23 protein-coding genes are annotated in these 25538 nt (G+C 42.9%); 7 read left to right on the top strand and 16 right to left on the bottom strand.

Annotation, left to right across the window (positions count from 1 at the left end; genetic code table 11):
- Positions 1-102: 102 nt before the first annotated feature.
- From rng to CWI32_RS01155, 5 genes are read right to left on the bottom strand one after another with little or no spacing between them, the layout of a single operon-like run.
- Positions 103-1557: a ribonuclease G gene (rng, locus tag CWI32_RS01135; RefSeq protein WP_005096179.1), complete on the bottom strand. Its 1455-nt coding sequence runs from the start codon at positions 1555-1557 to the stop codon at positions 103-105.
- A gap of 41 nt (positions 1558-1598) precedes the next feature.
- On the bottom strand, positions 1599-2165 hold the full coding sequence (locus CWI32_RS01140) for a Maf-like protein (RefSeq protein WP_005096178.1): 567 nt from the start codon (positions 2163-2165) through the stop codon (positions 1599-1601).
- Complete coding sequence (gene mreD / locus CWI32_RS01145) at positions 2153-2644, bottom strand: rod shape-determining protein MreD (protein WP_005096176.1); 492 nt, start codon at positions 2642-2644, stop codon at positions 2153-2155. Before mreD ends, CWI32_RS01140 begins: the two co-directional genes overlap by 13 nt.
- Entirely contained in the window at positions 2631-3488 is an 858-nt protein-coding gene (mreC, locus tag CWI32_RS01150) for a rod shape-determining protein MreC (protein ID WP_005096172.1), read from the bottom strand. Before mreC ends, mreD begins: the two co-directional genes overlap by 14 nt.
- A 16-nt stretch (positions 3489-3504) precedes the next feature.
- Positions 3505-4551 (bottom strand): rod shape-determining protein, encoded by a 1047-nt coding sequence (locus CWI32_RS01155; RefSeq protein WP_004279360.1) that lies wholly within the window; start codon positions 4549-4551, stop codon positions 3505-3507.
- A 132-nt stretch (positions 4552-4683) separates the two neighbouring features.
- Here CWI32_RS01155 and gatC point away from each other — a divergent pair, with 132 nt between their 5' ends.
- From gatC to gatB, 3 genes are read left to right on the top strand one after another with little or no spacing between them, the layout of a single operon-like run.
- Positions 4684-4998, top strand: coding sequence for an Asp-tRNA(Asn)/Glu-tRNA(Gln) amidotransferase subunit GatC (gene gatC, locus CWI32_RS01160; protein ID WP_005096170.1), 315 nt, complete (start codon positions 4684-4686; stop codon positions 4996-4998).
- Positions 4999-5050: 52 nt separating this feature from the next.
- Entirely contained in the window at positions 5051-6529 is a 1479-nt protein-coding gene (gatA, locus tag CWI32_RS01165) for an Asp-tRNA(Asn)/Glu-tRNA(Gln) amidotransferase subunit GatA (protein WP_100534443.1), read from the top strand.
- Complete coding sequence (gatB, locus tag CWI32_RS01170) at positions 6529-8010, top strand: Asp-tRNA(Asn)/Glu-tRNA(Gln) amidotransferase subunit GatB (protein ID WP_100534444.1); 1482 nt, start codon at positions 6529-6531, stop codon at positions 8008-8010. Before gatA ends, gatB begins: the two co-directional genes overlap by 1 nt.
- A gap of 45 nt (positions 8011-8055) precedes the next feature.
- Here gatB and CWI32_RS01175 read toward each other — a convergent pair whose 3' ends face one another.
- From CWI32_RS01175 to sbmA, 4 genes are all read right to left on the bottom strand, one after another.
- A complete protein-coding gene (locus CWI32_RS01175; RefSeq protein WP_252146084.1) occupies positions 8056-8988 on the bottom strand; it encodes a hypothetical protein in 933 nt (310 codons plus the stop codon).
- Between the two features lie 430 nt (positions 8989-9418).
- Positions 9419-9907 (bottom strand): hypothetical protein, encoded by a 489-nt coding sequence (locus tag CWI32_RS01180; protein WP_100534446.1) that lies wholly within the window; start codon positions 9905-9907, stop codon positions 9419-9421.
- A gap of 463 nt (positions 9908-10370) precedes the next feature.
- Positions 10371-11327, bottom strand: coding sequence for a hypothetical protein (locus tag CWI32_RS01185; RefSeq protein ID WP_171304320.1), 957 nt, complete (start codon positions 11325-11327; stop codon positions 10371-10373).
- 682 nt (positions 11328-12009) lie between these two features.
- Entirely contained in the window at positions 12010-13203 is a 1194-nt protein-coding gene (sbmA, locus tag CWI32_RS01190; RefSeq protein ID WP_100357581.1) for a peptide antibiotic transporter SbmA, read from the bottom strand.
- Positions 13204-13713: 510 nt separating this feature from the next.
- Here sbmA and CWI32_RS01195 point away from each other — a divergent pair.
- From CWI32_RS01195 to CWI32_RS01205, 3 genes are all read left to right on the top strand, one after another.
- Positions 13714-13908, top strand: coding sequence for a hypothetical protein (locus CWI32_RS01195; protein WP_005096148.1), 195 nt, complete (start codon positions 13714-13716; stop codon positions 13906-13908).
- Between the two features lie 1059 nt (positions 13909-14967).
- Positions 14968-15849 carry a trehalose-phosphatase gene (otsB, locus tag CWI32_RS01200; protein WP_100534448.1) on the top strand — a complete coding sequence of 294 codons (882 nt, stop codon included), beginning with the start codon at positions 14968-14970 and terminating at the stop codon, positions 15847-15849.
- A complete protein-coding gene (locus tag CWI32_RS01205) occupies positions 15806-17239 on the top strand; it encodes an alpha,alpha-trehalose-phosphate synthase (UDP-forming) (protein ID WP_005096146.1) in 1434 nt (477 codons plus the stop codon). Before otsB ends, CWI32_RS01205 begins: the two co-directional genes overlap by 44 nt.
- Positions 17240-17265: 26 nt before the next feature.
- Here the strand turns inward: CWI32_RS01205 and CWI32_RS01210 are convergent, their stop codons facing one another.
- The 7 genes from CWI32_RS01210 to katE all read right to left on the bottom strand — a co-directional run bounded on the left by CWI32_RS01210 (position 17266) and on the right by katE (position 24235).
- Positions 17266-18513: an MFS transporter gene (locus CWI32_RS01210; RefSeq protein ID WP_100534449.1), complete on the bottom strand. Its 1248-nt coding sequence runs from the start codon at positions 18511-18513 to the stop codon at positions 17266-17268.
- 205 nt (positions 18514-18718) lie between these two features.
- Positions 18719-19432, bottom strand: a complete 714-nt coding sequence (locus tag CWI32_RS01215; protein ID WP_005172136.1) for a glycosyltransferase family 2 protein — start codon at positions 19430-19432, stop codon at positions 18719-18721.
- Positions 19429-20043: a class I SAM-dependent DNA methyltransferase gene (locus tag CWI32_RS01220; protein ID WP_100534450.1), complete on the bottom strand. Its 615-nt coding sequence runs from the start codon at positions 20041-20043 to the stop codon at positions 19429-19431. Before CWI32_RS01220 ends, CWI32_RS01215 begins: the two co-directional genes overlap by 4 nt.
- Positions 20036-20818 carry a PIG-L deacetylase family protein gene (locus tag CWI32_RS01225; protein ID WP_005172141.1) on the bottom strand — a complete coding sequence of 261 codons (783 nt, stop codon included), beginning with the start codon at positions 20816-20818 and terminating at the stop codon, positions 20036-20038. The genes CWI32_RS01220 and CWI32_RS01225 overlap by 8 nt, the downstream gene beginning before the upstream one ends.
- Positions 20806-21789, bottom strand: a complete 984-nt coding sequence (locus CWI32_RS01230) for an acyl-CoA dehydrogenase (protein WP_100534451.1) — start codon at positions 21787-21789, stop codon at positions 20806-20808. The genes CWI32_RS01225 and CWI32_RS01230 overlap by 13 nt, the downstream gene beginning before the upstream one ends.
- Before the next feature lie 50 nt (positions 21790-21839).
- Positions 21840-22049 carry a hypothetical protein gene (locus CWI32_RS01235; protein ID WP_005172145.1) on the bottom strand — a complete coding sequence of 70 codons (210 nt, stop codon included), beginning with the start codon at positions 22047-22049 and terminating at the stop codon, positions 21840-21842.
- 62 nt (positions 22050-22111) lie between these two features.
- Positions 22112-24235 (bottom strand): catalase HPII, encoded by a 2124-nt coding sequence (katE, locus tag CWI32_RS01240; RefSeq protein ID WP_100328868.1) that lies wholly within the window; start codon positions 24233-24235, stop codon positions 22112-22114.
- Positions 24236-25013: 778 nt separating this feature from the next.
- On the opposite strand from katE, the gene CWI32_RS01245 reads away from it, so the two are divergent.
- Entirely contained in the window at positions 25014-25514 is a 501-nt protein-coding gene (locus tag CWI32_RS01245) for a Dps family protein (RefSeq protein ID WP_005096135.1), read from the top strand.
- Positions 25515-25538: the final 24 nt, after the last annotated feature.

Below are 25538 nucleotides of genomic sequence, written 5' to 3' on the forward strand. Positions count from 1 at the left end.
GGAGAAACGGCTTTGGCTAATTCATGCATCTAGTATTGTAAATAACAGCACCAATGTAAAATTTCAGATGTAACAAGTGTTTAACGATATTCTGTTACAATTTCAGCTGAGAATGATATCGTATTGCTCTTGCGTATACAGATTTTCTACTTGGAACTTAATCACGCGATTAATGAAATGCTCTAGATCAGCGACTGCTGGGGCCTCTACTGTTAGTAAACGATCAATTACAGCGGGATGCGCGACAACAGTAAAGCCACTCTGCGACTCATAAGCACGTGCATAACGCAGAATTTCTCTGAATATTTCGTAACATACTGACTCGGCTGTTTTGACATAACCACGTCCCTGACAAGTCGGACAGGATTCACAGAGTAAATGTTCCAGTGACTCACGGGTGCGTTTTCGGGTCATTTCCACCAGACCCAGTTCAGATACCTGAGTAATCTTGGTTTTAGCATGGTCACGTTCCAACATGCGCTCAAACTGTTTCATCACTTCTTCACGATGCTGCGCTTCCTGCATATCAATGAAATCAATGATGATAATTCCACCCAGATTACGCAGACGCAACTGACGTGCAATGACCTGAGTCGCTTCCATATTGGTTTTAAAAACAGTGTCTTCCAGTGAGCGACCACCCACATAAGAGCCGGTATTGACGTCAATGGTGGCCATCGCTTCGGTCTGATCAATCATCAGATAACCGCCCGACTTCAACGCAACACGAGTTTGCAGCGCCTTTTGCAGATCTTCTTCAACATTATATAAGTCAAAAATTGGACGCTCGCCCGGGTAGTGCAGTAAGCGGTCTCGCATATTCGGCACGAATTCTTCGACAAACTCTTGCAGCTTGGCATGAATTTCACGTGAATCGACGTAGATTTTTGCAGTTTCTTCATTGGCCAGATCACGAATGATCCGTTGTGGTAAAGGCAATTCTTCAAAGATCAGCGAGGGAACTGCAATAATCTTCTGCTTACGCTGGATATATTCCCAAAGCTTGGCCAGATAAGCCATATCTTGGGCAATGGCTGCTTCTTCAATACCTTCAGCAGCGGTACGTACAATCACTGAGCCTGGCAGCTTATGCTCGGCCTGAATCCGCTCAATAATCGAACGCAAACGATTGCGCTCTTCCTCAGATTCAATTCGCTGCGACACCCCAATATGATTGCCATAAGGCATCAGCACCAGATAACGCGAAGGAATAGACAAATCCGTGGAAAGACGGGCACCTTTGGTACCCAGCATATCTTTCATCACCTGAACCGTGAGGATTTGACCGGGCTGAAGCAGTTCAAAGACATTTGGGGTGGGCTGCTGGCGCGGCCAGACCATATCATTGATATGCAAAAATGCCGTTCTGGACAGACCAATATCCACAAACGCAGCCTGCATACCCGGCAAGACCCGTACCACTTTGCCTTTATAGACATTACCGACCAAGCCACGCTTGGCCGTACGCTCGACAAACAGTTCATTGACCGTGCCGTTTTCAATCAACGCGACCCGACATTCCATCGGCGTGACGTTAATCAATAACTCGTCAGACATAATTACACTCAAAACATTATAAAAATTCTTTTTATCAGCAGTTAATTTAGTGCCTTAACTGTCTGTAATAACTGTACGGTTTCATAGAGCGGCAAGCCGACCACATTGGAATAGCTGCCTTGTATTTTTGGAATATAACGTGCTGCAATTCCTTGAATCGCATAAGCCCCGGCTTTACCCAGCGGCTCACCTGTGGCCCAGTAACTTTCCATGTCTGCGGCACTCAGGATTTGAAATTCGACCTGCGTACGTACCACTATACTGTATTTTTCATCTTTTGTACGAACACAGACACCGCTATAGACATCATGCCACCGACCGGAGATTTTTGTCCACATTTCAATGGCATGTTGCTTGGATTCTGGTTTACCCAAAATCTCACTATCGACCCCCAGACTGGTATCCGCAGCAATGATGATTGCATCTGGATAACGCTCGGCCACTGCATCAGCCTTGGCTCGTGCCAGACGTTCAACATAAGCCGCGACGGATTCACCTTCACGCACAGATTCATCGATATCCGGACTGTAGATATCAAAGCTCAGTCCGAGCTGCTGTAATAACTCACAACGCCGAGGTGAGCTGGAAGCGAGAATTATATGCGCCATTTTTTCAACATATAATAGAGGACAGGCCAAACCAGAATACTGGTCAGCATTGGAATCCAGTGCCGGGCAAAAGAAAATTGCACGCCTGCCACAATCTGGGCAAAAAAGATCATCAGCAAATGCGCAACAATTGCCAGCCCCGTAATCACCCAGAGATTATTAAAGGTCAGGATACGGCGTTCACGAGTCAGGAATCGGGCTAAAAAGGCAATAATAATAAAGCTGAGGGCATTCAGACCTAAAGGTGCGTCCAGCAGCAAATCAATAAAAATACCGGTACCAAAGGCAAACCATATCCCGCACCAGGTCGGCTGACACAACACCCAGAATAGCATCACCATCAGCATAAACAGCGGGCGCCAGCCCGAGAGGGTATAAGAAAGTGGATAGACCATCAAAATCGAAGCCACGATCACCGAAATGACGATGGCAAATAAGGGATCACGATGCTTTCTGGATTTCATCTTAGCGATTGACATGCGGTTGCTCCATCGCCAATGAATCGGAAAATAACACCACCACATGATGACCACCGGCCAACTGCGCGGCTGGCGTTACATCAATCTGGGCAAATTCACCTGAATTATGTCGTTGTACTTTGGACACCTGCCCCACCAGATAACCTGCCGGAAAATGTTGGCCCAAGCCTGAACTATAGACTTTTTCCCCGACCTTGATATTGGCACTGGTCGGTACATATTCCATTTTCAAACGTCCCAGATCACCCGTCCCCGAGACAATGGCACGCATTCCGGTATGTTCCAGACGCACTGACAATGAATGTTCTTTATCAGACAACAGCATGACCCGGCTACTATGCGGATAGACATTAATAATCTGTCCCATAATCCCCTTGTCATCCAGTACGGTTTGCCCGACTTTCAGCTCGTTATTTGAACCCCGGTTGATCACAATGATATGTCTTAAAGGATCGGCATCGGTGCCAATCACTTCCGCAATTTCAATACGCCCGTCAATGATCAGTGGTGTATCGAGCAGACCGCGCAAACGGGTATTTTCAGCAGAAAGTTCAGAGATTTTTTGTAAGCGAACTTGCGCCTGCAACAACTCAGCCTGCATCGCGGTATTTTCCCGACGCAACTGAACTTCAGACTTGGTTTGTTGATTCAACCACTCTCGCGACAATACCGGATAACTGGCCACAGCATAAATAGGATTATAGGCCGCGTACAGGACATCCCTTGCAGGTTGTACAACATGTGGCATGCGCCAATCAAAGAAAAGCACCACCAAGCATGTTACCAATGCAATGATAAAAGAGCGAAAAGATGGCGGTTGTCGAGAAAACAGATGTGCTTGCACCCGCCGAATCCTTTTCTTAGCCTACGAATAACATGTCATGATTTGGATTGTCGAAAAATTCGAGTACCTTGCCACCACCACGGGTTACACATGAGAGTGGATCTTCTGCCACCACAACCGGCAGGCCGGTTTCTTTGGCCAGCAGCTTGTCCAGGTTACGCAGCAATGCACCACCACCGGTTAACACGATACCGCGTTCAGCAATGTCCGAAGAAAGCTCAGGAGGTGTGTGTTCTAGTGCTGATTTCACCGCAGAGACAATGTTTTGCAAAGGATCTGAAATGGCTTGAGTCACTTCGTCTGAGTTAACCACAATCGCACGTGGTACACCTTCTGCAAGATTACGGCCACGAACTTCAATTTCAAGCGGTTTAGCACCTTCATCTGGCAAGGCCATGCCCACTTCTTTTTTGATCACTTCTGCCGTGGTTTCACCGATCACACAGCCATGCGCCTTACGCACATAGTTAATGATCTGCTCATCAAAGACATCACCGCCAATCCGTAAAGAATCTGCATAGACACAACCCTGTAGGGAAATGATCGCAATTTCAGTGGTACCGCCGCCCACGTCTACCACCATTGAACCACAGGCCTGCTCAACTGGCATACCTGCACCAATGGCCGCTGCCATCGGTTCTTCGATTAAACGGACATCACGTGCACCAGCATTAAATACCGCTTCACGAATAGCACGACGTTCAACCAGCGTCGATTTACATGGTACACACACCACCACACGCGGTGCCGGAGTAAACAGACGGTTTTCATGTACTTTGCGAATGAACTGATTCAGCATGGTTTCAGTGACTTCAAAATCCGCAATCACCCCATCTTTCATGGGGCGGATTGCTGAGATATTGGCTGGGGTACGACCTAGCATTTGTTTCGCTTCAAGACCTACAGCGGCAACAATTTTATGTGAACCACTATGACGGATGGCTACAACCGTGGGTTCATTTAATATAATGCCTCGTCCTGGCGCATAAATAAGTGTATTTGCAGTACCTAAATCAATGGCAAGATCTGGCGAAAACAAGCCTATTAGTCGTTTTAGAATCACGGGGACGTTCTCAATTAAACTTTATATGGACGCAAGGTGGCAACTTTAACTAAATGTGATGATTTGGACAAGTCAATCGCTTATCATAACGCATGATAATTTGAATTTTTTTAATACTGATTAGGTAATATTATGTCTACATCGGATGCACAGCATTCTGCAGATTTAAGTGCAGAAACAGTTTCAGCCATTGCCCACCTTGCAAGGTTATCTCTCAATGATACGCAATCTGCTGAATATGCTCAAAGTTTAAATAAGATTTTAGGCATGATGGACACATTGAAAGGCATCAATACCGACGGAATTGAACCGCTGAAGAGCCCTTTCGACCATCCTCAGCCACTACGTGAAGATGTGGTCTCAGAAAGCAATCATCGCGAGCAATACCAAGCAGTTGCACCTGCTGTTCAGGATGGTTTATACCTCGTACCGCGCGTGATTGAGTAATTACTACCCAGTTCATTCTTTTTATTAAATTAAACGTAAAGAATTATTTCTCATGACAGATTTACATCGCTTATCCATTCGTGAACTCAGTGAAGGTCTGGCAAATGCCCAGTTTTCATCTCGCGAATTGACTGAACATTACTTAAAGCGTATTGCAAAAATTGATGCTCAAGTAAAATCATATGTAACCGTTACGCCTGAATTGGCATTGGCAGAAGCTGATGCGGCTGACACACTGCGTAAGGCAGGTGGTGCAAATGTGTTAACAGGCGTACCAATCGCGCATAAAGACATTTTCTGTACTCAAGGCATCAAGACCACTGCCGGTTCTAAAATACTGGACAATTTTATCTCTCCTTATGACGCCACCGTTGTTGCGAAAGGCAAAGCTTCGGGCCTGGTGACCTTGGGTAAATTGAACATGGACGAATTCGCCATGGGTTCGACCTCTGAAAACTCATATTACGGCGCAACGGCTAACCCTTGGAATTTAAACCATGTTCCTGGCGGTTCTTCAGGTGGTTCAGCAGCAGCTGTTGCAGCGGATCTGGCACCCTTCGCTACCGGTACTGACACCGGTGGCTCTATTCGTCAACCTGCGTCATTCTGTGGCCTGACTGGACTTAAACCGACCTATGGCCGTGTGTCGCGCTTCGGTATGATTGCCTATGCATCATCCCTCGACCAAGGCGGCCCGATGGCACGCTCGGCGGAAGACTGTGCCTACCTGATGAACGTGATGGCCGGTCATGATGCCAAAGATTCAACGTCAATGAATCAAGTGGTTGATAACTATGTGGCGAACCTGAATGATACATCCGTCAAAGGTTTACGCATTGGTATTCCAAAACAGTACTTTAATGTTTCCGGCCTAGCTGAAGATGTTAAAGCACGTGTCGAAGAATCATTGAAAAAGTTAGAAGACATGGGCGCTACACTGGTTGAGATCGACCTCAACATGACCGAAAGCTACGTTCCGACTTACTACCTGATCGCACCTGCTGAAGCATCCTCTAACTTACAACGCTTTGACGGTGTGCGTTATGGCTACCGCTGTGAAAATCCAGTGGACTTGATGGACTTGTACAAACGTTCACGTTCAGAAGGTTTTGGTGCAGAAGTGCAACGTCGTATCCTGATTGGCACATATGCGTTATCCGCGGGTTACTACGATGCATATTATGTGAAAGCACAAAAAGTACGTCGCCTGATCCAGCAAGATTTCCTTAAAGCCTTTGAATCTGTCGATGTGATTGCTGCGCCATCTGCGCCAACGACTGCCTATAAAATTGGTGCGGATTTGACTCCGGTTGAAATGTACCTGGGCGATATTTATACACTTGCAGTGAACCTGGCAGGTCTTCCTGCGATTAACGCGCCTGTTGGTTTTGACCAGAACAACTTGCCAGTTGGCTTACAGTTGATTGGGAATTACTGGTCAGAATCGCAATTGTTGTCTGTGGTGCATCAGTACCAGCAAGCAACCGATTGGCATACACAACGCGCGGCAATTGCTGAGGAGAATGCATAATGGCTCAAGCTCAAAAATCGGCTAAACCAAAATCTAACCTGATTGAGGGTTGGGAAGTCGTTATTGGTATCGAGATTCACACCCAGCTTGCCACCAATACCAAAATTTTCTCGGGTTCATCGACTGTATTCGGTAATGATCCAAACACCCAAGCCAGCCTTGTAGATTTGGCCATGCCGGGCGTATTGCCGGTATTGAATAAAGAAGTGGTGGATCTTGCGATTCGCTTTGGTTTGGGTATCGATGCCTATATTGATCAGGCCTCCGTATTTGCGCGTAAAAACTATTTCTACCCGGATTCGCCAAAAGGCTACCAGATTAGCCAGATGGACAATCCGATTGTGGGCTTGGGTCATATCGACATCCAGCTTGAAGATGGCACGGTTAAACGGATTGGCGTAACCCGTGCGCACCTTGAGGAAGATGCAGGTAAATCGATTCATGACCAGTTCGAAGGTATGTCAGGCATTGACTTGAACCGTGCCGGTACGCCGCTGCTTGAAATTGTTTCTGAACCAGATATGCGTTCGGTTGAAGAAGCGGTTGCTTATATTAAAGCGATTCATACGCTGGTGCGCTGGTTAGGCATTTCTGACGGCAACATGGCAGAAGGTTCGTTCCGTTGTGACTGTAACGTGTCTTTACGTCGTCCGGGTCAACCCTTCGGTACGCGTTGCGAATTGAAAAACCTGAACTCATTCCGTTTTATTGAACAAGCGATCAATGTTGAAATTGAACGTCAAATGGAAATTCTGGAATGGGACGGCACCATTGATCAGGAAACGCGTTTATTCGATCCTGTGAAGATGGAAACGCGTTCAATGCGTTCAAAAGAAGAAGCCAACGATTACCGTTATTTCCCTGACCCTGACTTGTTGCCTGTGGTGATTGCGGATGAACAAATCGAAGCAATCAAAGCCACCATGCCTGAGCTGCCTGCGGCACGTCGTGCGCGTTTTGTGGCGGACTTTGGCGTGACTGAGTACGATGCTCACGTTCTAACGCTTACTCGTGAAATGTCAGAGTTTTATGAAGAAGTCGTGAAAGCTGCTGGCGGCGCTGCACAAGGCAAGATTGCTGCAAACTGGGTGATGGGCGAATTCTCAGGTGCTTTAAACAAAGCTGGCTTAGATTTGTCTGATTCTCCTGTTTCTGCGGAGAAACTTGGCGGTATGATCGCACGTATTGTCGATAACACCATTAGCGGTAAGATCGCGAAACAAGTGTTCGGCTTTATGTGGGATGAAGGCAAAACTGCGGACGAGATTATTGCTGAAAAAGGCTTGAAACAGGAAACTGATACAGGCGCGATTGAAGCGATTATTAAGGAAGTACTTGCTGCCAATGAGAAGATGGTTGAAGAGTATAAATCTGGTAAAGAAAAAGCTTTCAATGGTCTGGTTGGTCAAGTGATGAAAGCATCTAAGGGTAAAGCTAACCCTGCTCAAGTGAATGAGTTGATGAAGAAATTGATTGGTTGATCTGATTTTTCTTTAAAAGAAAACCCGCGAAAGCGGGTTTTTTTATTACCATGATGTATATTGAGTAATATCTGGCATTCTCTGCAAGGTGACATTAGCACCTAGCTCACTATCCCAAAACTGTTGACGCTGTTGAGTTGATTGCCCATCACCGTCCCATTCAATAATTTTTTTATTTTTCGAACTAGCGTGTATCTTTAAAATTTTATTTAAATGAATATCGCAACCTGAGTATCCAAACAAAATTATTTCTTTTACTTCACTCAAAGATAGAATCAAATAGCTCCAATAAGTTGATAAAACATCTGAAGCTGTGATTACACTTGGCTTATGAGGAATATGTGTTAATACTATGTGTTTACTACCAAAGATATTATTGGTTGAAATCTGTGAAGTTTTTAATTTATAGGTTATCCCGTTTATATCTTTAAATAATGGGCAGCCATGTAAATGCATATAATACCCAAAGTTACGTCTAAAATGTCTTTCCATGTTACTAGGTTTGAAACCAGTATCGTAAAAACCATCAACCAAATATCCTGAATAACCTTTACAAATCTCTTCCTTGATAAATTCATCATATAAAAGTTTATCGTAATTCAGGGTAGCAACATGTGAATTTGTATTTTTAATAAAATCAATTAATGCATTCTTAAAGTTAATAGGTAAGGTATTTGACGAATCGAACAAATAAGAAGCTACAGTATGAATATATTCCTGAGTCGCCGCTGTAAATTCCTGCCCATAATTTGAAAGCCAATGATCACCATTTACAGTGTTGGGATAATCATTTAGATAATCACAAGATGTCGACACTAGATATAATTTATCTAATTCCTCTTCAGACACTGGACACTGACCCGAAGAAATACAATTTTGGATAAGATCACGATGTACTGTGTTATTCCATAATGTATCATCACTCCAAACAGTATTTAATGCATTTGTTAAAGAATAATGATTTGCATCAATTGCCATGCCTAAACCATTACCAAAAATTAAGAGTTTTCTATCCATGAAAAATTTATTTTCTAAAAAGATTGAATAGTATTAAACATCAAAAAATTAGATAGTTACAAAAATATTTTCTCCAATAGATAGATTCTTGTATTTTCAGAACTCCCTTTTTCAAAAAACGACTTTATCAATATAATCTTTCTAAGCACTTTACTCCAAAAACAACATGATCATCAAAAAAGTATCCTCCATCGCTAAACTTGAAGACTTAGGGCGTATTCAACTCTCAAAGTCTTTCTTTATGCGTGATTTATAGAATCCCTCTAAATCTCCCTTTAAAAAAGGGAGACTTTGTCATGTGATTAATTTGATACACGTGGTTCCCTCTCCTTTGACAAAGGAGAGGGTTAGGGAGAGGATTTACTAGATCAAAAAGAATCTTACATCCCTCTTACAATCCCAACTTATTCAACAAATCCGGTGTCAAAAAAGTCTGTGCCACACGATTCAAATCGATATAACGCAGCACACCTTTGAGCTGATTATTGATTTCAGGATTCTTTAAAATTTCCTCGCCTGTGGTTTTACCCAAAGCCTGAAAACTATCGCCCACAGCCTGTAAACCTTCAGCTTGAATCACCGCCTTGGTCTGTGCTGAACATTGCTCCACTAAAATGCGCTGCAACACCGTCGCCAGATTCTTGTCTAATGCTTCCTTTTGAGTAGCGGTCACATTGCTAAAAGCCTTTAAATCGGGATGATTGCCCAATGCCACAAATGTCCATTGCAACACCGTAGTTTTATCAGTGGCTGTAGTGGACTTCATCAAACAGTCACTCAGCTGATCGACCGTTGGGCCCGCCATCGTAACCTGTGCTGCTCCCAATAATGCTGCACCTAGAAAAAATAAACGAATACGAGAAAAACTTTTTAAACCCATCACCACTTCCTTTTAATATGACATCAGCATTTTGGCGCTGAAAATAGTTTCTTTGTATCATGTAAAAAGGAAATATACTGATAGAACTCTGTAAAACCTGAACTGGATTTAAAATTAATTCAGATGAAAAATTTCATCCCATCATGCTATTCATTAGATGGTGATATTGATCGAGTAAACTTAGCGTTATTATTCAAATTCAAACAAAAAAATAATCATGATGACTGCAAACACCTTCAACAGCATCCTTCCTTGGAGACTGGTTGTGTTCTTTAGCTTGACCGTATTGTTATTGATCCATCCTGTTTTTCGAAGATGGATGTTCGAATCGCGCGACCTGCCCAGCAAACGCAGTCGGATCTCATCCTCTATATCCGACCTGATTGAACTGATTTTTTATCCCATCTTATGGTGAATCAAAATTATCATACGGATTCTGGATTAAATGCGTTTAATGCAGTGCTTATTTGATCTGTCTCAACATATTCTTCGCACCACTATGATTATAGTTGTTGGACAGATTCTGTAGCACACGCTTGGCCTGAGCTTTAGCATTCGGGAAACGGTTGGCATAGGCCGGAATTCCGTTCAGACAGCGAGCAACCAGCATGCCGGATTCAGTATAAACCCGAGTCCCCTCAGTCCCCTGCAATTTGCCATAATTATAGGCACGCTGGGCATTATTACAGGCATTATTCAGGTTCTTGCCACTATTAATATCACGGCGTGCTGCCACATAGAGCTTCATCTGCTGCTGTTGGGGTGTTTCTATCACTGAAGCTCTCACGGGGACTACCGTCGTCGCGATCTGTTTTTTATCTAGCTCTTTTCTTTCTAATTCCTTTCTCTCTAATTCTTTCCTTTCCTGCTCTTTACGCGCTGATTCTTTAAGTTCATTCGTGCTCTTCGTTACAGGCGTTTTTATCGATGCAGCAGTCTTTTTCTGGGTAGCGACAGTGTTCTTATTTGCAGCAAGGTAAAAGTTTCTTGCCTCAGTCGCACTCATCAACTTGGTCAGCAATCGAACACTACGGTTCTGGCTGGTTTTATCGACCTGTCGTTCAGAAACCGGCTCGATCGAGACGAGCCAGCTTTCAGCCAGGCCATCCATACGACATTGATAGGCACCGCTTCCCTGTACCACACCTCGGTTTGTACTCAGGCGTTTGCGTTGGGCAGGATCTGCCACTGCATTAAAATTACTTCTATACAATAGGGAAAATTTACCGCCTTGTTCATGACAATATTGCGTCAGGATCGAACGCGGATACATGGCCTGAGTGCTGTTATTTTTCTGTGCTTGCCCCCAAAGATAAATATAATCTTTTGCACTGCCATCACGTTGATTCAAAGCCCGCTTGGCGATTAGCTCTTCCGGACTGGCAAAAGGATGTAAAACCCCTGATTTCAGCCGACTCACGCTATTACATCCCGCCAAGCCTATTGCCCCTATTATTAGAATTATTACGTTTAGCTTCACAGCAAATATCTCAACCCCAGATTCCCGTATAACATAGCCTAAATATCAGCAAACAACAAACACAAGATATTGATAAGTATCAAATTTAAAAGATAAAAAGGAGGCACATCATTCACAACCCTATACATTATGCCAAGCCTCAGCCTATAAAAATTGAGATAAGCATCCTTCTGGCGCGTAGTTAAAGGATAAATAACAGCGGGATTGAATCAGAAATAAATAGAACACCACATAAAAAGCCGAAGAAAGATAGCAATCTTTCTTCGGCAGCTTATTCAGGATAACGGTACAGATCTTTATTATCATGTGTAAAAAATTACTTTTTACCCTCTATAGCATTGTCTGAACAAGATCAGCATCAGAATAATTTCCTCAACGTACACTTCTTATTTTTATACGTTAAACCGCTGGAAATTAAACTCCATCTTCGCTGGTCATTAAGATTCTAATCAGGAAAACCAGACCTGAATACCCCTATATTGGGATATTTTGCTCCTATTTGATCTGATCTAACCAACGGTCAGATCAAGCTTTTCGATTAGATATTAACGTCGATTTAGATATAAAAAGCCAAAGATAAAATCATTTGGCTTTTACAATCTAATGGGTAACTTAGAAAAAATTAATCCAGATGGGATTCAAATGCTTTTAAACGTTTATAGATCGACATCAGCTCAATAATGGTCGGCCACGATAAAATCAGATATTGGAAAGACTCACGTACTTTTCCAAATACATTCAGGATTTGCATCATCAAACCCAGGGTGATCGTTCCTGCTGCAATACTCGGAAACAGGATAAATAATCCATAGATATTGTCTAACTGTAAGTACCAGATCCGGACCAGGTTGAAATAGGCATAGTGAAAATACAGACGGAAATAATTCCAGCGTACCCGGCTAAACAGTTCTTGCAGTGTCAGCGGATGAGCCCGATCAGCATGATCCTCTCCATACACCAGTTCTTTACGGTAAGCAGCCTCGACTTTCTGGTTATTAAACTCCAGTCCTGGCAGTTTCATCCCCACCACCATCAAAATGACGGTACCCAATACGGCCCATCCAATAGAAGCCCACATTAAAGCATGCGGTATTTCTCCCACAATTGGCAGAACCTTTACATGACTTGAAAGCTGGTACAGGATAGGCAGAAACGCCATCAATAACATCAATGCTTCAATCAGGGAAACACTCAGCTGTTCCGTGGTTTTGGCAAAGCGCATGGTATCTTCCTGAATACGCTGGGATGCGCCTTCAATATGACGCAATTGTTCCCAATGTGCCGTGTAATAGTTATTCATCGCGGTACGCCAGCGGAACACATAATGGCTGACGAAAAACATATTAAATACGGCCAAAGTGACGTAAATCATGGCGATATAAATAAAGATTAAAGCTTCTTGATAGAGAAGTGAAACATCACCGCCACCGCTGCCTAGCATTTTCTGGATCTGGTCATAAAACGGGCTATACCATTCATTTAAAACGACATTGACCTGTACTCCAAACCAGATATTAAACAGGATAAAAGCCGAGCCCCAGACTGACCAACGCTGCCATGGATGTTGTGCTTTCCACGTCCAGAAGAGAGCAAATATGGCAGTGGCAAGAAAAAACCAAAGGTAGAACCAGAGAAACTTGGCTGACCAGAAACGACTGATACCGATAGCGAGACTTTCCTCAGAATAGCCTTCAGGGAAACCCAAATAGACTCCCCATCCTGAACCGCCAGTATGCCAAAGCACAAGATTAAGGATAAACCACAAAATCAGGCTGCTAAAAAACCAGACGGGTTGCGGGAAAAATGACTTGAACATGCTGACCTAGTTCTCCTTCTATCTCTTGGTCATCCAAATGACGCCTAGTTTATTCTTATTTTAGACTTTTACTGTTATAAAGCATTAATTTTCAATTTAGTTTAAAAAATAACATAGCGATGCATAGTCCCTTATAAAATTTATTTTTATAGATTTTCAAAACGTATTTTTCTCTTAATGAGTCTTTTTATTCTTGATCAGCCTATCTAAAGCTCCAGAGGCAATCAGGCACATGAATCATCAAGTTTTTGCCTTATGTATTTTTAAATCCTGTACATCAGTACGGCCTATCTGTTTTATTACAAACGAATATAACTTCTTAAGGTTCTATAAATAGAATAAAATCAAATACTCAATAATGGTTTTATAGATGTTTAGATAAAAGGTTTTGCTACTACTGAAGTGAACAAATCATTGACCCAGTTCTCATTTTTCGCAGAAATAGTTAAATTTTCAAAAATCATGCTATGATTTAACTCTCGAAAAGTAATCTTATTCTGGAATAAAACTATGGAAAGTTCGGTAATTGAATTACTTAAACCATTGACCTTAGAAAAGGAAAATTGCACCCCGATTATTTTTGAGGCAGGCACTGTTTTGAAAGTGGTCATGCAGACTCCCACCAGTCTTTTGGTCAGTAATGATGATGACTTTAACTTCACAATTCCTTTAAAAGATGAAAATGAGCTGTGGAGAGAGCTCTAAGCACTTTCTCCATTTTGAACAGACGGGTTGTATCTGTGCCAGCTGCTGAATTGATATGATACGGCCCTCAACTAAGCTTCCTTTTGAATGTAAGTTATCGTTATTTTATTCCCTTCTTAAAATTCATTTCTCTTCTTTTCTGAGAAGTCCTTAGCAGTCTAAGCGGGATATGATTCGTACAAAAAACAACTTTATAGTTGAAAATCCACCTATTTTTTGGCCTGGACTAAATAATTTTCACCCGTTTTTCCCTTTTTATGTAAGTTCCAGTACTTAAAGGATCTTCTTTCCTTACACACCTTTTCTTTAGCTTAACTTCATCTAAGCTCAACGTCTTGATTTTGAAACCTGAATATTCTAGCTATTTATGACCAGTAAATTAAAAAATATCAGTCTATATGAGTGACTTTTTATACCAAATGATAAAATTAAAAATCTAATAATGAGAAAAATTTAAATCTGTAAAACTAATTTCAAAAACCCTTAAACATCGTCTAATTTGTTATATCCGATCTAAAGAAAATTATAGAGCAATAAATTATTATCCTGTAACATTCTAATAGCCCCCATATCTTCATGACCTTTTATATATTTAAAAAATAATAATTTTCAACAGCTTGTCTTCTATTTTTTTCACTCCAAGAATAGGGTTAATTATTTTCATCCAAAAAATTCATTTTAAATAAAATTAACTTATATTATCTACATTTAAAATATATCAAATTTTAAAAATAAAATACCAAATTATAGCGATTAAAATTTCAAACAACTCAAGCAATCACATTGAATATTATGGCTTAAATAAAAAATAATCCTAAATAAAAATCAATTAATAAAAAAAAGTCAGAGCATTATCTTTAAAATTTATTAAGAATAATATCTTTTACATGAAAAATATTTCCAAATTTTACAAAGTAACTGTACTTGTTAAAAATGTTTCTTTTCTGCACTTAAATCCAGTCTGTTAAATGAAATATGCTATAAATTTATTAGATTAAAAATTAATCAGGCAGTTTTAGATTATAAATTAATTTTATTTCAAATACTTAGGTAGAGTTTATGTCCGCTCAACACTCTGATCAAGATGTAGAAGATTCACTTATAGTGCCTTCTCCTCTATTAGCTCAAGTGATTTTAACTCAACTCAATCCAGTTATTTATTCTCATAAACTTATTTTATTTCTTGATATTGATGGAACTATTTCTGAATTCCATCCTGATCCAACAAAAAATATAATTAAAGATGAAACCTTAAATACCTTGAAAGAGCTACAACAATATATTGAGTTGGTATTAATCACTGGACGTTCTATTGCACAAGCTCAAAAACTTATTTATCCCTTTGACTGGAATATTGCCGGCTCACATGGTCTGGAATTAAACTATCAATCGCATTTAAGTCATTTAATTGATTTAAATTCTGAGCAATTTGAATTATTAAAAAATTATATTACTGAACATAGCGCTCAGCTTCCTCAGATTCGAATAGAAAAGAAAGACTATTCGGTCGCACTGCATTTTCGTGAACATCCACATTTAGAAGATCTGGTGCATACATTTGCATTGGATTGTCTGACCCACTTTCAAGCATTTGAACTGAAGGCCGGGAAGTTTGTATTTGAGCTGGTACCCAAAGGTGCAAACAAAGGTTCAGCCATTCAACACATTCACCAGCAAGCTCATTTAAGTGATCATTACCCTATTTTTATCGGTGATGACCTGACCGATGAAGCTGGCTTTCAGGTGATTAATAGCTTAAAGGGCTGTTCCATTAAAGTCGGCACGGGCAACACCGTAGCACAACATCGGCTCGAAAACGTAACACAAGTACAAGCTTTTTTAACGGAGCTTTTAGCATTATTTAAAGCACAACAACAACAATTATTGGAGAAATCACATGTCAAAACTCATTGTGTTATCAAATCGTGTGAATCTACCTAACCCAGACAATACACAGGCAGGTGGATTAGCGGTGGCATTGCAGGATGCTTTGCAGGATATTGGCGGCATTTGGGTCGGCTGGAATGGTTCCAGAGTCGATCATGGCAAAGAGCAGAAGTTTCAAATCCTCAAACATCAGAATGTTGAATATCATACGAGTCCTTTGACTGAGCCCCAATATCAGGGGTTTTATTGTGGTTTTGCCAATAATGCCTTATGGCCGCTGATGCATGATCAGCATCAACTTGTGGATTATCAGCCACAGGATTTCAAAACCTATAAAGATGTCAATTTACGCTTTGCCAAGCATCTGAAACAGGTCGCCTCTCCCCATGACATCATCTGGATTCATGATTACCATTTTTTAAGTGTGGCGCATTACTGTCGGAAACTGGGTATGCGTAACCGTATTGGTTTCTTCCTGCATATTCCTTTTCCTGAACTGAAACTCTGGCAGACTTTACCAGCCTATCAGGATCTGGCGCATCATCTGGCTCATTTTGATGTACTCGGATTTCAAACCCCACGCGATCAGAAAAACTGTATCCAGTTTCTGGAACAGACCTTAAAAATCAAGCATCGTCATGATGAAATCCTGAATTATCAGTCAAGACGGATTTATGTGAAATGCTATCCAATTGGCGTGCATCCAGTTCAACTGCAAAATCAGGCGGCTGATAGCCAGCTTAGCAAATTGCCTTTTGATCTCGAGACAGTCCGTCCTTATAAACGTATTATTTCGGTCGACCGGATTGATTATAGTAAGGGTTTACTGGAGAAAATCGGATCCTTGCAAAGCTTGCTGGAAGATCAGCCCGAATTTAAACATCAGTTTCAGCAACTGCAAATTGCCTGCCCATGCCGACTGGATGTCAAAACCTATAAAAACCTGTATGAGCAATTCCAGTCTGCCGTGCAGGAACTCAATACCCAGCATGGCACAGCAGACTGGCAACCTTTCGATTGCAGTTATGAAACCTTAGGTCATGAAGCCTTAATGCAACTGTATCGCAAGGCAGATATTTGCTGGGTCAATTCGATCCGGGACGGTATGAATCTGGTGGCGAAAGAATATATTGCGGCGCAGAATCCACTCGATCCGGGTGTTTTGATTCTGTCTAAATATGCCGGTGCTGCCGAACAAATGAAAGAAGCCTTACTGGTCGATCCTTATGAGCATGACAGTATGTCCAAAGCCTTGAAAAAAGCGCTGCGCATGTCTAAATCGGAGCGTTTAGAACGTTATCGTTATTTAAGCCAAGGCTTGAAAAACTTCGATATTATTCGCTGGCGAGATCAATTTATCACTGACTTGAAAAAATCACAGAGTGTACGAATCTATCGTCCGGTGGCTAGCGGAATTTCCACCCAGTTCAGTGTGCATGCTTAAATACACACCTGAAAAAAACACCAGCATTATGCTGGTGTTTCGTTTTGTAGCGGAGAAATAAGCTCTTCGGCCGCTTGTGCATCTTTTGGATCTGCAGTCAGATGATTCAAAATCACAATACTGAATAGACCTATCGCAATCACACTAAACACCAGACTCAAGCCAATAATTTCACTGCCGAAACCGACCAATGCCGGTCCGATCAGTGAACCTGTGTATGCAAATACCGATACATAGGATAATGCCACATGTGAAGCCAAGGTTTTTTGACGGCCTGCACGTGAAAACATTAACGGTACAATATTAGCACTGCCCAGACCGAGAATGGCATAGCCCAGCAACACTACTTGCCAGACTGGTGCAAAGACCACAGTCAATAAACCGGTTGCAGCCAAAATTGCACTCAGTAGAATGGTATTTTTTTCACCAAACTGTTGAATAATGAGATGTCCGCTGAAACGACCCAATACCATCAAGGCCGCAAAGAAGCTATAAGCCAAACCAGTTTGAGCCGCTGGCAAATTGAACTGGCTGGCAAGATAAATCCCGCTCCAGTCCATCGCTGCGCCTTCGGACAGGAACGCCACAAAACAGATCAAACCGATGCCTAGAATCGCCCAGGTGGGTGCTGCTTTTGTCGCTGACTGTTCTGATGAGGAGGTTTCCTCTAGCACTGTTTTTGGCTCAATCCCCAAGCTAAAAGGAATAGCCAATATTGCAATCAATAGCAAAATCGCACTGACAATAACTGCGCCAGTTAAAGGCGCTAGACCGAATCCCATTAACGTGGTCATTCCCAGCACACCGGCCAGACCACCGAGGCTACATACGCCATGGAAACCCGACATTAAACTTTTAGCAAGTTTTTTCTCAACCTGTGCGGCCTGAATATTGACTGTCACCCCCAAAGCACCAGCACTGGCCCCAAAGAAAAACAGGCTGATCGCCATCATCAAATGATTCGGGCTATACGCCAAAGCAGGCAAGATAAACAAAAATGCTGTTAACACCACAGCCAGAACAGCACGGCAACCTAATGTATTGGCGAGTCGGCCTGCCAGTGGCATCGCCAGCATGGATCCAATTCCGGCACAGAGTAATAACAGACCAAAGTCTGCATGATTGAGTAACAGGCGCTGCTGTGCATAGGGAATTAAAGGTGCCCAAGCTGCGGTACTAAAACCCAAGCTAAAGAAGCACAATGCAGTCGCTATTTTCTGCCATAGATGGGGTGATGGAGACTGAATTCGAGAAAGCAGAGTTTGATTAAACATTGTATTACCTAAAAAGAAGGCTCAGGCATCCATTACCGATCATCCATAGAAAAACCCCACTGACTTATAGCTGAAATGTATAAGTAGGCGGGGCTTAATTTGCGTGAATTATAAACAGAATAATTTTAAATGGAATAGCTTTTAGGCGCTAATTTCAAGATTTTTTACAAGTGGCTGATTGTATAAAATTTATAATTTTGTAATTTTATTTGCATAGGCTGATCGGTTTTTCAGCGGCTTGTTTAAGCTCCAGATTTTGCAGAAAATGTGCAAAACCGGCTGCAATTTTTGAGCTAAGCCGACTGCTGGTGGTCACTCTGAGCTGATTCGACCAGATAATCTTTGCCCCGACATGTTCTAGGCGATGGATGAAATCGACATCTTCATGACAGTCCAGTTGCTGAAAGCCGTTTACCTGTAGATAAGACGCGGCCTTAAAACATAGATTTGCCCCATGAATATGACGGTGATCCATCTTGTCCTGATAATGACTCAGATAAGTCTGACGGGCTAATGTGCTTAAATGCCCCCATTCATCCAGATCGACCACCCCACAAATCACATCCGCCGGTTGGTGCTGCAACATGACCTGAAACCAGTCACGCTGTACAAAAGAATCGGCATCAGTACAACAAATCCAGTCACAACCCTGCTCGATCATGTGCTGAACGCCCAAATGACGTGCCTTTCCTACATTTTTAAAATGACAACTGATCGTCTGAATTCCCGACTGCTGAACTTTGCTTGCAGTAGAATCGGTGCAACTGTCTAAAACCACCAGAATCTTGATCTCGGGCAGAACTGCTAATTTTCCCACATGCTGAAAGAAGTAAAGTCGTGCAGATTTTAATGCCTTCAGGCAACGTTCAATATAGGCTTCTTCATTACAGGCCGGAATCACCACCGCAATTTTCTTCATTTCAAGCCCTCCTGCTCAGCTACGGATTGCGCAGAATTCAGCCACAGATCGACCAGAAAGTCTGAATCCTGTACGCTGAGATTATGCTTATATTTTAACTGGGCTTTTAATTGTCGATGTACCTCTTCACCATTTAAGCTAAATCCTGCAATCGGCGCGCGCCAATGACAACTCAAGATACATCCACCCGGTTCCAGTGCAGTATGCAACCATGCCAGCACCTGTTGTAATGCGGCCGGATCTAAATAATATAGAATCTCACTGATCACAATGAGCTGAAATTTCTGTTGCGGCAAGTGATCTGGCACAATCCGCTGTAGCACCTGTACATGCGGATAAGCATGTAAACGCTGCCGAGCCAATTGAATAGCAGTTTCGTTGGCATCCAGACACATTAAAGTTGCTGTTCGCTGTGCCAGTTCCTGACTGAAGATGCCATTACTACAACCAATTTCAATCGCGGAGTCAAACTGCAAACGCGGCAAGACCGCCAGACAAATCTGCCGTTTGCGCTGTTCATACCAGCGTTGTTCATAGTGCCAGGGATCTCCCTGATTCAGCGCATACAAGGCATCAAAATATTCCTGATCATAGGCTACTTTACTATTCATACAGATACACCTCCCAGGGTTGTAAAATACGCTGTAATGCCTGCTCTGGCAGAATGGGTGCCTGTTCTATGCTAGGGTCAAGCTCGATCTGACTCTTAAAACACCGCGCAGCTCGAGACTTATAGTGCAATTCTCGATCAGTCAATTTGAGTTGATGAGCGATGGTCCAGGGAATTCTGGTATCTCCAGGTGTGGCCCAATGCCAGGCCCAAATCAGGACCTGAATACAGGATAAGTGCCGTTCGGTTGCTAGCTGTTGGGTGACCTGCCCTGTAATTTCATGATCTGGATGTCCATCATGCACAAAGGTGGTAATGAGCACATCATTGGGCTGCAAATAAGATTGCAAATGCTGTTTCAGCAGTTCTCGCTGTTCTGCGACCTGGCCATCCTGAATATCCAGCGCAATCCGCAGAATATTCTGCTTCAATGCTAACTCTTCCAAAGCTGCTCGCGTTTCAGCAGGACGAATCTGGTTCAACTCTTCCGGGTTATACAAAATCGAGTCTGGATGGCTGGCGGTACCATTGGTAACGGCAAAAAGTACAATCTGATATCCCAATGTGTCCAGACGCTGAATCAGACCGCCACAACCCAAAATTTCATCATCCGGATGCGGGGCAATAATGCAGACTCGGGCATCTGATGGAATAATGCTGGGAATATCGAATTCCGGCATCTGTTGCAAAATCTGGCAAGAGCGCCATTCTTCAAGCCGTGTACCTTCGCCATGGATGACACGGTCTTCGACAATCTCGTGTCTTATAATGTCCATAACTCTTCCTCCTGCACACTCAATTCACCAATCCGTTCCAGATCAAAGGCGGCATGGCTCTGACGAATAAACACCGGCAGATCGGCTGCAAGTCGGGCAAAATGTGGCTGCTCGCAATACGGTGCAGCGCCAAGGGCCTTACCCACCTGAGTCAGCACGTTTAAAGCGGTCGCTTCAACCTGAGCACGCAAGGCCTGAATCTGTAATTGATGGGGAAATTTAGGCTGCTGATCAATTAAATCTGCGACTTGATAAAACAAAGCCTGTGTCGCTAAAAGCTTCCGACTGATTTCACCGAGATACATGGCCTTATAGGCATGCGGTTTTAACAAGACAGCCTGTTTTAAATATTCAGCCAAACGCACGGTTGCGCCGTACCAGCAGGCAGCCACGCCGGCAGCGCCATGCCAGAAGCCCGCCCGATCCAGATAAGCATTCGGCGCTGCAACTTTTTCAGCATTAACCTGATTCAGTTCAAGCCGGGCAGTCAAGGTATGCTGCATGCCCACCGCCTGCCAAATGTCCGTATGATGCTGAATACCTGCTTGTTGCAGATCAAGAATCAGCAACTGTGATCGTTGCTGCTCATCACGATAAGTCAGCAGACCATATTGCACCCAGACCGAGGCAGAACACCAAGGCTTTATTCCTGTAAGTTTTCCAGCGTCTAATATTAAAGGGCTTGGCCCGCCTTCTGCCGCCCAGACTGCCCATAGACCTTTTTGCTCTAGCGGAATATTCAGTTCATGCAAAATGGCCAAGGCATCCAGATGTGATTCAAACAGTTTGCCCAGACTCAGATTGCTTGCGGAAACCTGACTAAGCATCCGCCAGCGTTTTAAGGTGTTTCCAGAAGCGGGATAAGGAATCTGATCGGAAATCGATACCAGTTCCATCAGGGTCTTAGGAATTTTTTCTTCTAGCTCCAGCGGAGAATTTTCAAATCTTTGTAATATTGAACCGAGGTTCATGCAGGTTCTTCCTCATAAAATACGGCACTGTTGTTATGTTTTAAAGTCAGTTAATGGGAAAGTTTTCGCATTTGTTTTAACCGTGTGGTCAGGCCTAATAACTTACGGCGTGCCATGATTTCTTCTTCATTGAAACAAAGTTGCTGCATCAGTTCAGCTAAAGGCAAATGGTTATGCTCAATGAGATAGATGTCCTGTTCTCGGTTCCATTTGGCTTGCTGTACCTGTGCCAATAACTTTTTGGCATCCGGTCTTACCATATTATTTATCCATTTTGAAACCAGAAGGATAGAAGCCGCCAAGGCTCCTATCCTCTAGTGGTTTAGGCAGGAATGCTTTCTGCAACCAATTCACGCGCCCAGACACGATGGTTCATGATCAAAGTCTTGAAGCTGTCTTGTACCGCGTCAAACTGTTCATGCGCCAAAGTCCCTTCATCCCTGATCAGGCGCAGATCTTCAATCAGTTTGCCTTTATCACCCAGGAAAATAATCGGTTTCAGGTGCTTATACGCTTCCAGCAGATAATGAGTCGCCACACCATCTTTCATCACCACATCGTAATTGTCACCGTCAGCAATCACCACGGCATCATAGGCAATCGATGGCTCGGCTTTTTGCATACCGTCAGAAGGAATTACCTCGCCTTGCTGACCCAGTACCGGACCCGGTTTCGGGGTCAGTACATCGACCACAGCACCCTCTGATTCTGCCCAGGCTTGAACGGCTTTGATACTGGCCTCATTGGCTTTATCGTGTACCAGTAGCGCGATTTTCCGTGCCTTAATATCTTCGGGTTTAAAGGCCTCGAAAGATAAACGCGGTGAAACCTTTACCTCTGGCAATGTTGCCGCTTTTTTCTCTGCCGGAATTTCAATGCCCAATTGATCCGCAACTTGCTGAGCCAAGTCCAAGTCGATGTTACACAGCACTTCCAGTACTTCACGCTCACGAATATATTTGCGTTCTACCTTGCTCAGTTCAAAGACATAGGCATCGACAATATGTTTTTGTTCATGGGGTGCCTGGCTGCGATAGAAAAGACGAGGCTGACTGAAATGATCACTAAAAGATTCACTGCGCTGACGGATCTTGTGACCATCAATACGTTCCTGATAGCTTTCAAAACCACCATCTTGTGCTGCTGGCGGAGCTTCAGCCGGCCAGTGATCATCAATCGAGTTTGGTTCATAACTGGCTTGACCGGTATGTACAATACGCTGATGTAACCCATCACGCTGATTATTGTGGAACGGACAAACCGGCTTGTTGATTGGAATCTGGTGGAAGTTTGGACCACCTAAACGGCTGAGCTGGGTATCGGTATAGGAGAACAGACGTGCTTGTAATAAGGGATCATTGGTAAAATCTAGTCCCGGCACAATATGTCCCGGACAGAATGCTACCTGCTCGGTTTCACCAAAGAAATAATCGACATTACGGTTCAGCACCATTCTGCCAATCGGCGTCACCGGCACCAGTTCTTCCGGAATAATTTTGGTTGGATCCAGCAAATCGAAGTCATATTTCATTTCATCTTCTTCTGGAACGACCTGTACACCGAGCTCCCATTCTGGATAATTCCCGGATGCAATCGCTTCGTATAAGTCACGACGATGGAAATCCGGGTCTTTACCCGCCAGTTTTTGTGCTTCATCCCAGACCAGTTGGGCTAGGCCCTGTTTTGGCGTCCAGTGAAATTTCACAAAAACCGCTTTATTTTCGGCATTGATCAACCGGAAGCTATGCACCCCAAAGCCTTGAATGGCTCTTAAATTACGCGGAATACCCCGATCTGACATGGCCCACATCACCGCATGCGCTGATTCAGGCACTAAAGAAACAAAATCCCAGAACGTATCATGTGCTGATGCACCGGTTGGAATTTCAGTTTGTGGCTCAGGCTTCACCGCATGTACAAAATCCGGGAACTTGATCCCGTCCTGAATAAAGAATACCGGCGCATCATTCGCCACCAGGTCAAAATTACCTTCTTCAGTATAAAACTTGGTCGCGAAACCACGAATATCGCGTACAGTATCTGCCGAACCACGCGGCCCCTGTACCGTAGAAAAACGTACAAATACCGGCGTTTGTACACTGGTATTGGTCAGAAAGCCTGCCTTGGTCAGCTTTTCATTGCCTGGATAAGCTTCAAAAAAACCATGTGCACCGACACCACGCGCATGCACAATACGCTCAGGAATACGTTCGTGGTCAAAATGTGTGATCTTTTCACGCAGAATAAAATCTTCCATTAAGGTCGCACCACGAACACCTGCTTTAAGACTGTTCTGGTTATCTGAGATTTTAACGCCCTGATTGGTGGTGAGTGTCTGCTCGGTTGCATCGCTACGATATACGTCAAGCTGCTCACTCTTTTTATTGGTATTTTGCTTATCTAAACCATTTTTGCCTGTGGCTGGACTATTCGCCTTAATTTTCATGATGTTTTCCTTGCTGAGATTGAGTTTAGTGCAGATATTTTTGTCTATCTCAAAGTCGCTTGAGCTTTATGTCTCGCATGGGTTGGCCAATAACATGATTCCCGCAAACCCAGTTGCTACAGCCCATGCTGTCTCAAGTCAGCACTTCATCTCAGTGTTCTGTCTCGAAGGATTTTGCTTTCTGGGATATTGTTATTGACTGCGCCTGTGTCCTAACATAACTGCATTTAGGAAAGAGGTTTATTATTCTTTGTTGTGCCTTGTTTAATTAAGGCAGCGTTGTGTTATTTTTTTATAACCCCCTCTTTTTTTATGATCTTTGCACACAGCCATCTCATTCATTTAAAAGAGATATAAAATTTTAGTCATGCTATGTTGCAATAAAAGTTCTTCAGGCAAGATGTGATAGTGCGTACAAATCCGTCATCATGAATCAGTGCAATATTTCCATTCTGAAATAGCTAAGGCTTTTTTCAACGTTCTAAATCTGTTGGGATAATTATCGCTAGGTTGATAAAGAGAAATAAGTTTATTAAATTGAAAAGTTACAATCCTCTCTGCAGGCTATACATAATGACTAAACTTCCTGCCTGTCTATTGATCTAATATCTATAACTTATAAACACTTAAATCTTTCAGCTTGTTCATATTGATGATGCAAATTAAGTTTCAATTCGGGAGTCATCATCAAGATCGAACCCTCGTTTGACTCGGACTTCGAATACATCTGGCTTTATTTTAATACACAGCATGTTGTTAAATTTTAAGGAGTAAGAGCATGGCCTCTTCTAAAAAAGAATCTAAAGCAATGAAAATTGATATCGGAATTTCGCATGATGATCGTGCCAAGATTGTCGATGGTTTATCCCGACTATTGGCAGACAGCTATACCCTGTATTTGATGACCCATAATTTCCACTGGAATGTCACCGGCCCCCAGTTCAATAGCCTGCATAATATGTTTATGACCCAATACACCGAGCAGTGGAATGCGCTGGATGTGATTGCTGAACGTATCCGGGCCTTGGGTTTTGCAGCACCTGGCACCTATAAACAGTTTGTAAAACTGACCTCTATTAAAGAGGTTGAAGGGGTGCCAAAAGCTGAAGAAATGCTGCGCCTACTGGTCGATGCCCATGAGACCGTAGCACGTACCGCCAGAAGTATTTTTGCAGTGATTGAAGACGCCAATGATCAACCAACAGCGGATATTTTGACCCAGCGACTAGATGTACATGAAAAAACTGCCTGGATGCTCAGAAGTAGTCTGGATCAATAAAGCATGATTAATCGCATTTGAGAG

This window comes from Acinetobacter pseudolwoffii (genome assembly GCF_002803605.1).
Taxonomy (GTDB): domain Bacteria; phylum Pseudomonadota; class Gammaproteobacteria; order Pseudomonadales; family Moraxellaceae; genus Acinetobacter; species Acinetobacter pseudolwoffii.

Excerpts from the sequence above, each read along its gene's own strand:
- rng (WP_005096179.1), bottom strand. The coding sequence starts at position 1,557 with ATGTCTGACGAGTTATTGATTAACGTCACGCCGATGGAATGTCGGGTC.
- CWI32_RS01140 (WP_005096178.1), bottom strand. The coding sequence starts at position 2,165 with ATGGCGCATATAATTCTCGCTTCCAGCTCACCTCGGCGTTGTGAGTTA.
- mreD (WP_005096176.1), bottom strand. The coding sequence starts at position 2,644 with ATGTCAATCGCTAAGATGAAATCCAGAAAGCATCGTGATCCCTTATTT.
- gatC (WP_005096170.1), top strand. The coding sequence starts at position 4,684 with ATGTCTACATCGGATGCACAGCATTCTGCAGATTTAAGTGCAGAAACA.
- gatA (WP_100534443.1), top strand. The coding sequence starts at position 5,051 with ATGACAGATTTACATCGCTTATCCATTCGTGAACTCAGTGAAGGTCTG.
- gatB (WP_100534444.1), top strand. The coding sequence starts at position 6,529 with ATGGCTCAAGCTCAAAAATCGGCTAAACCAAAATCTAACCTGATTGAG.
- CWI32_RS01175 (WP_252146084.1), bottom strand. The coding sequence starts at position 8,988 with ATGGCAATTGATGCAAATCATTATTCTTTAACAAATGCATTAAATACT.
- CWI32_RS01180 (WP_100534446.1), bottom strand. The coding sequence starts at position 9,907 with ATGGGTTTAAAAAGTTTTTCTCGTATTCGTTTATTTTTTCTAGGTGCA.
- sbmA (WP_100357581.1), bottom strand. The coding sequence starts at position 13,203 with ATGTTCAAGTCATTTTTCCCGCAACCCGTCTGGTTTTTTAGCAGCCTG.
- CWI32_RS01195 (WP_005096148.1), top strand. The coding sequence starts at position 13,714 with ATGGAAAGTTCGGTAATTGAATTACTTAAACCATTGACCTTAGAAAAG.
- otsB (WP_100534448.1), top strand. The coding sequence starts at position 14,968 with ATGTCCGCTCAACACTCTGATCAAGATGTAGAAGATTCACTTATAGTG.
- CWI32_RS01205 (WP_005096146.1), top strand. The coding sequence starts at position 15,806 with ATGTCAAAACTCATTGTGTTATCAAATCGTGTGAATCTACCTAACCCA.
- CWI32_RS01210 (WP_100534449.1), bottom strand. The coding sequence starts at position 18,513 with ATGTTTAATCAAACTCTGCTTTCTCGAATTCAGTCTCCATCACCCCAT.
- CWI32_RS01215 (WP_005172136.1), bottom strand. The coding sequence starts at position 19,432 with ATGAAGAAAATTGCGGTGGTGATTCCGGCCTGTAATGAAGAAGCCTAT.
- CWI32_RS01220 (WP_100534450.1), bottom strand. The coding sequence starts at position 20,043 with ATGAATAGTAAAGTAGCCTATGATCAGGAATATTTTGATGCCTTGTAT.
- CWI32_RS01225 (WP_005172141.1), bottom strand. The coding sequence starts at position 20,818 with ATGGACATTATAAGACACGAGATTGTCGAAGACCGTGTCATCCATGGC.
- CWI32_RS01230 (WP_100534451.1), bottom strand. The coding sequence starts at position 21,789 with ATGAACCTCGGTTCAATATTACAAAGATTTGAAAATTCTCCGCTGGAG.
- CWI32_RS01235 (WP_005172145.1), bottom strand. The coding sequence starts at position 22,049 with ATGGTAAGACCGGATGCCAAAAAGTTATTGGCACAGGTACAGCAAGCC.
- katE (WP_100328868.1), bottom strand. The coding sequence starts at position 24,235 with ATGAAAATTAAGGCGAATAGTCCAGCCACAGGCAAAAATGGTTTAGAT.
- CWI32_RS01245 (WP_005096135.1), top strand. The coding sequence starts at position 25,014 with ATGGCCTCTTCTAAAAAAGAATCTAAAGCAATGAAAATTGATATCGGA.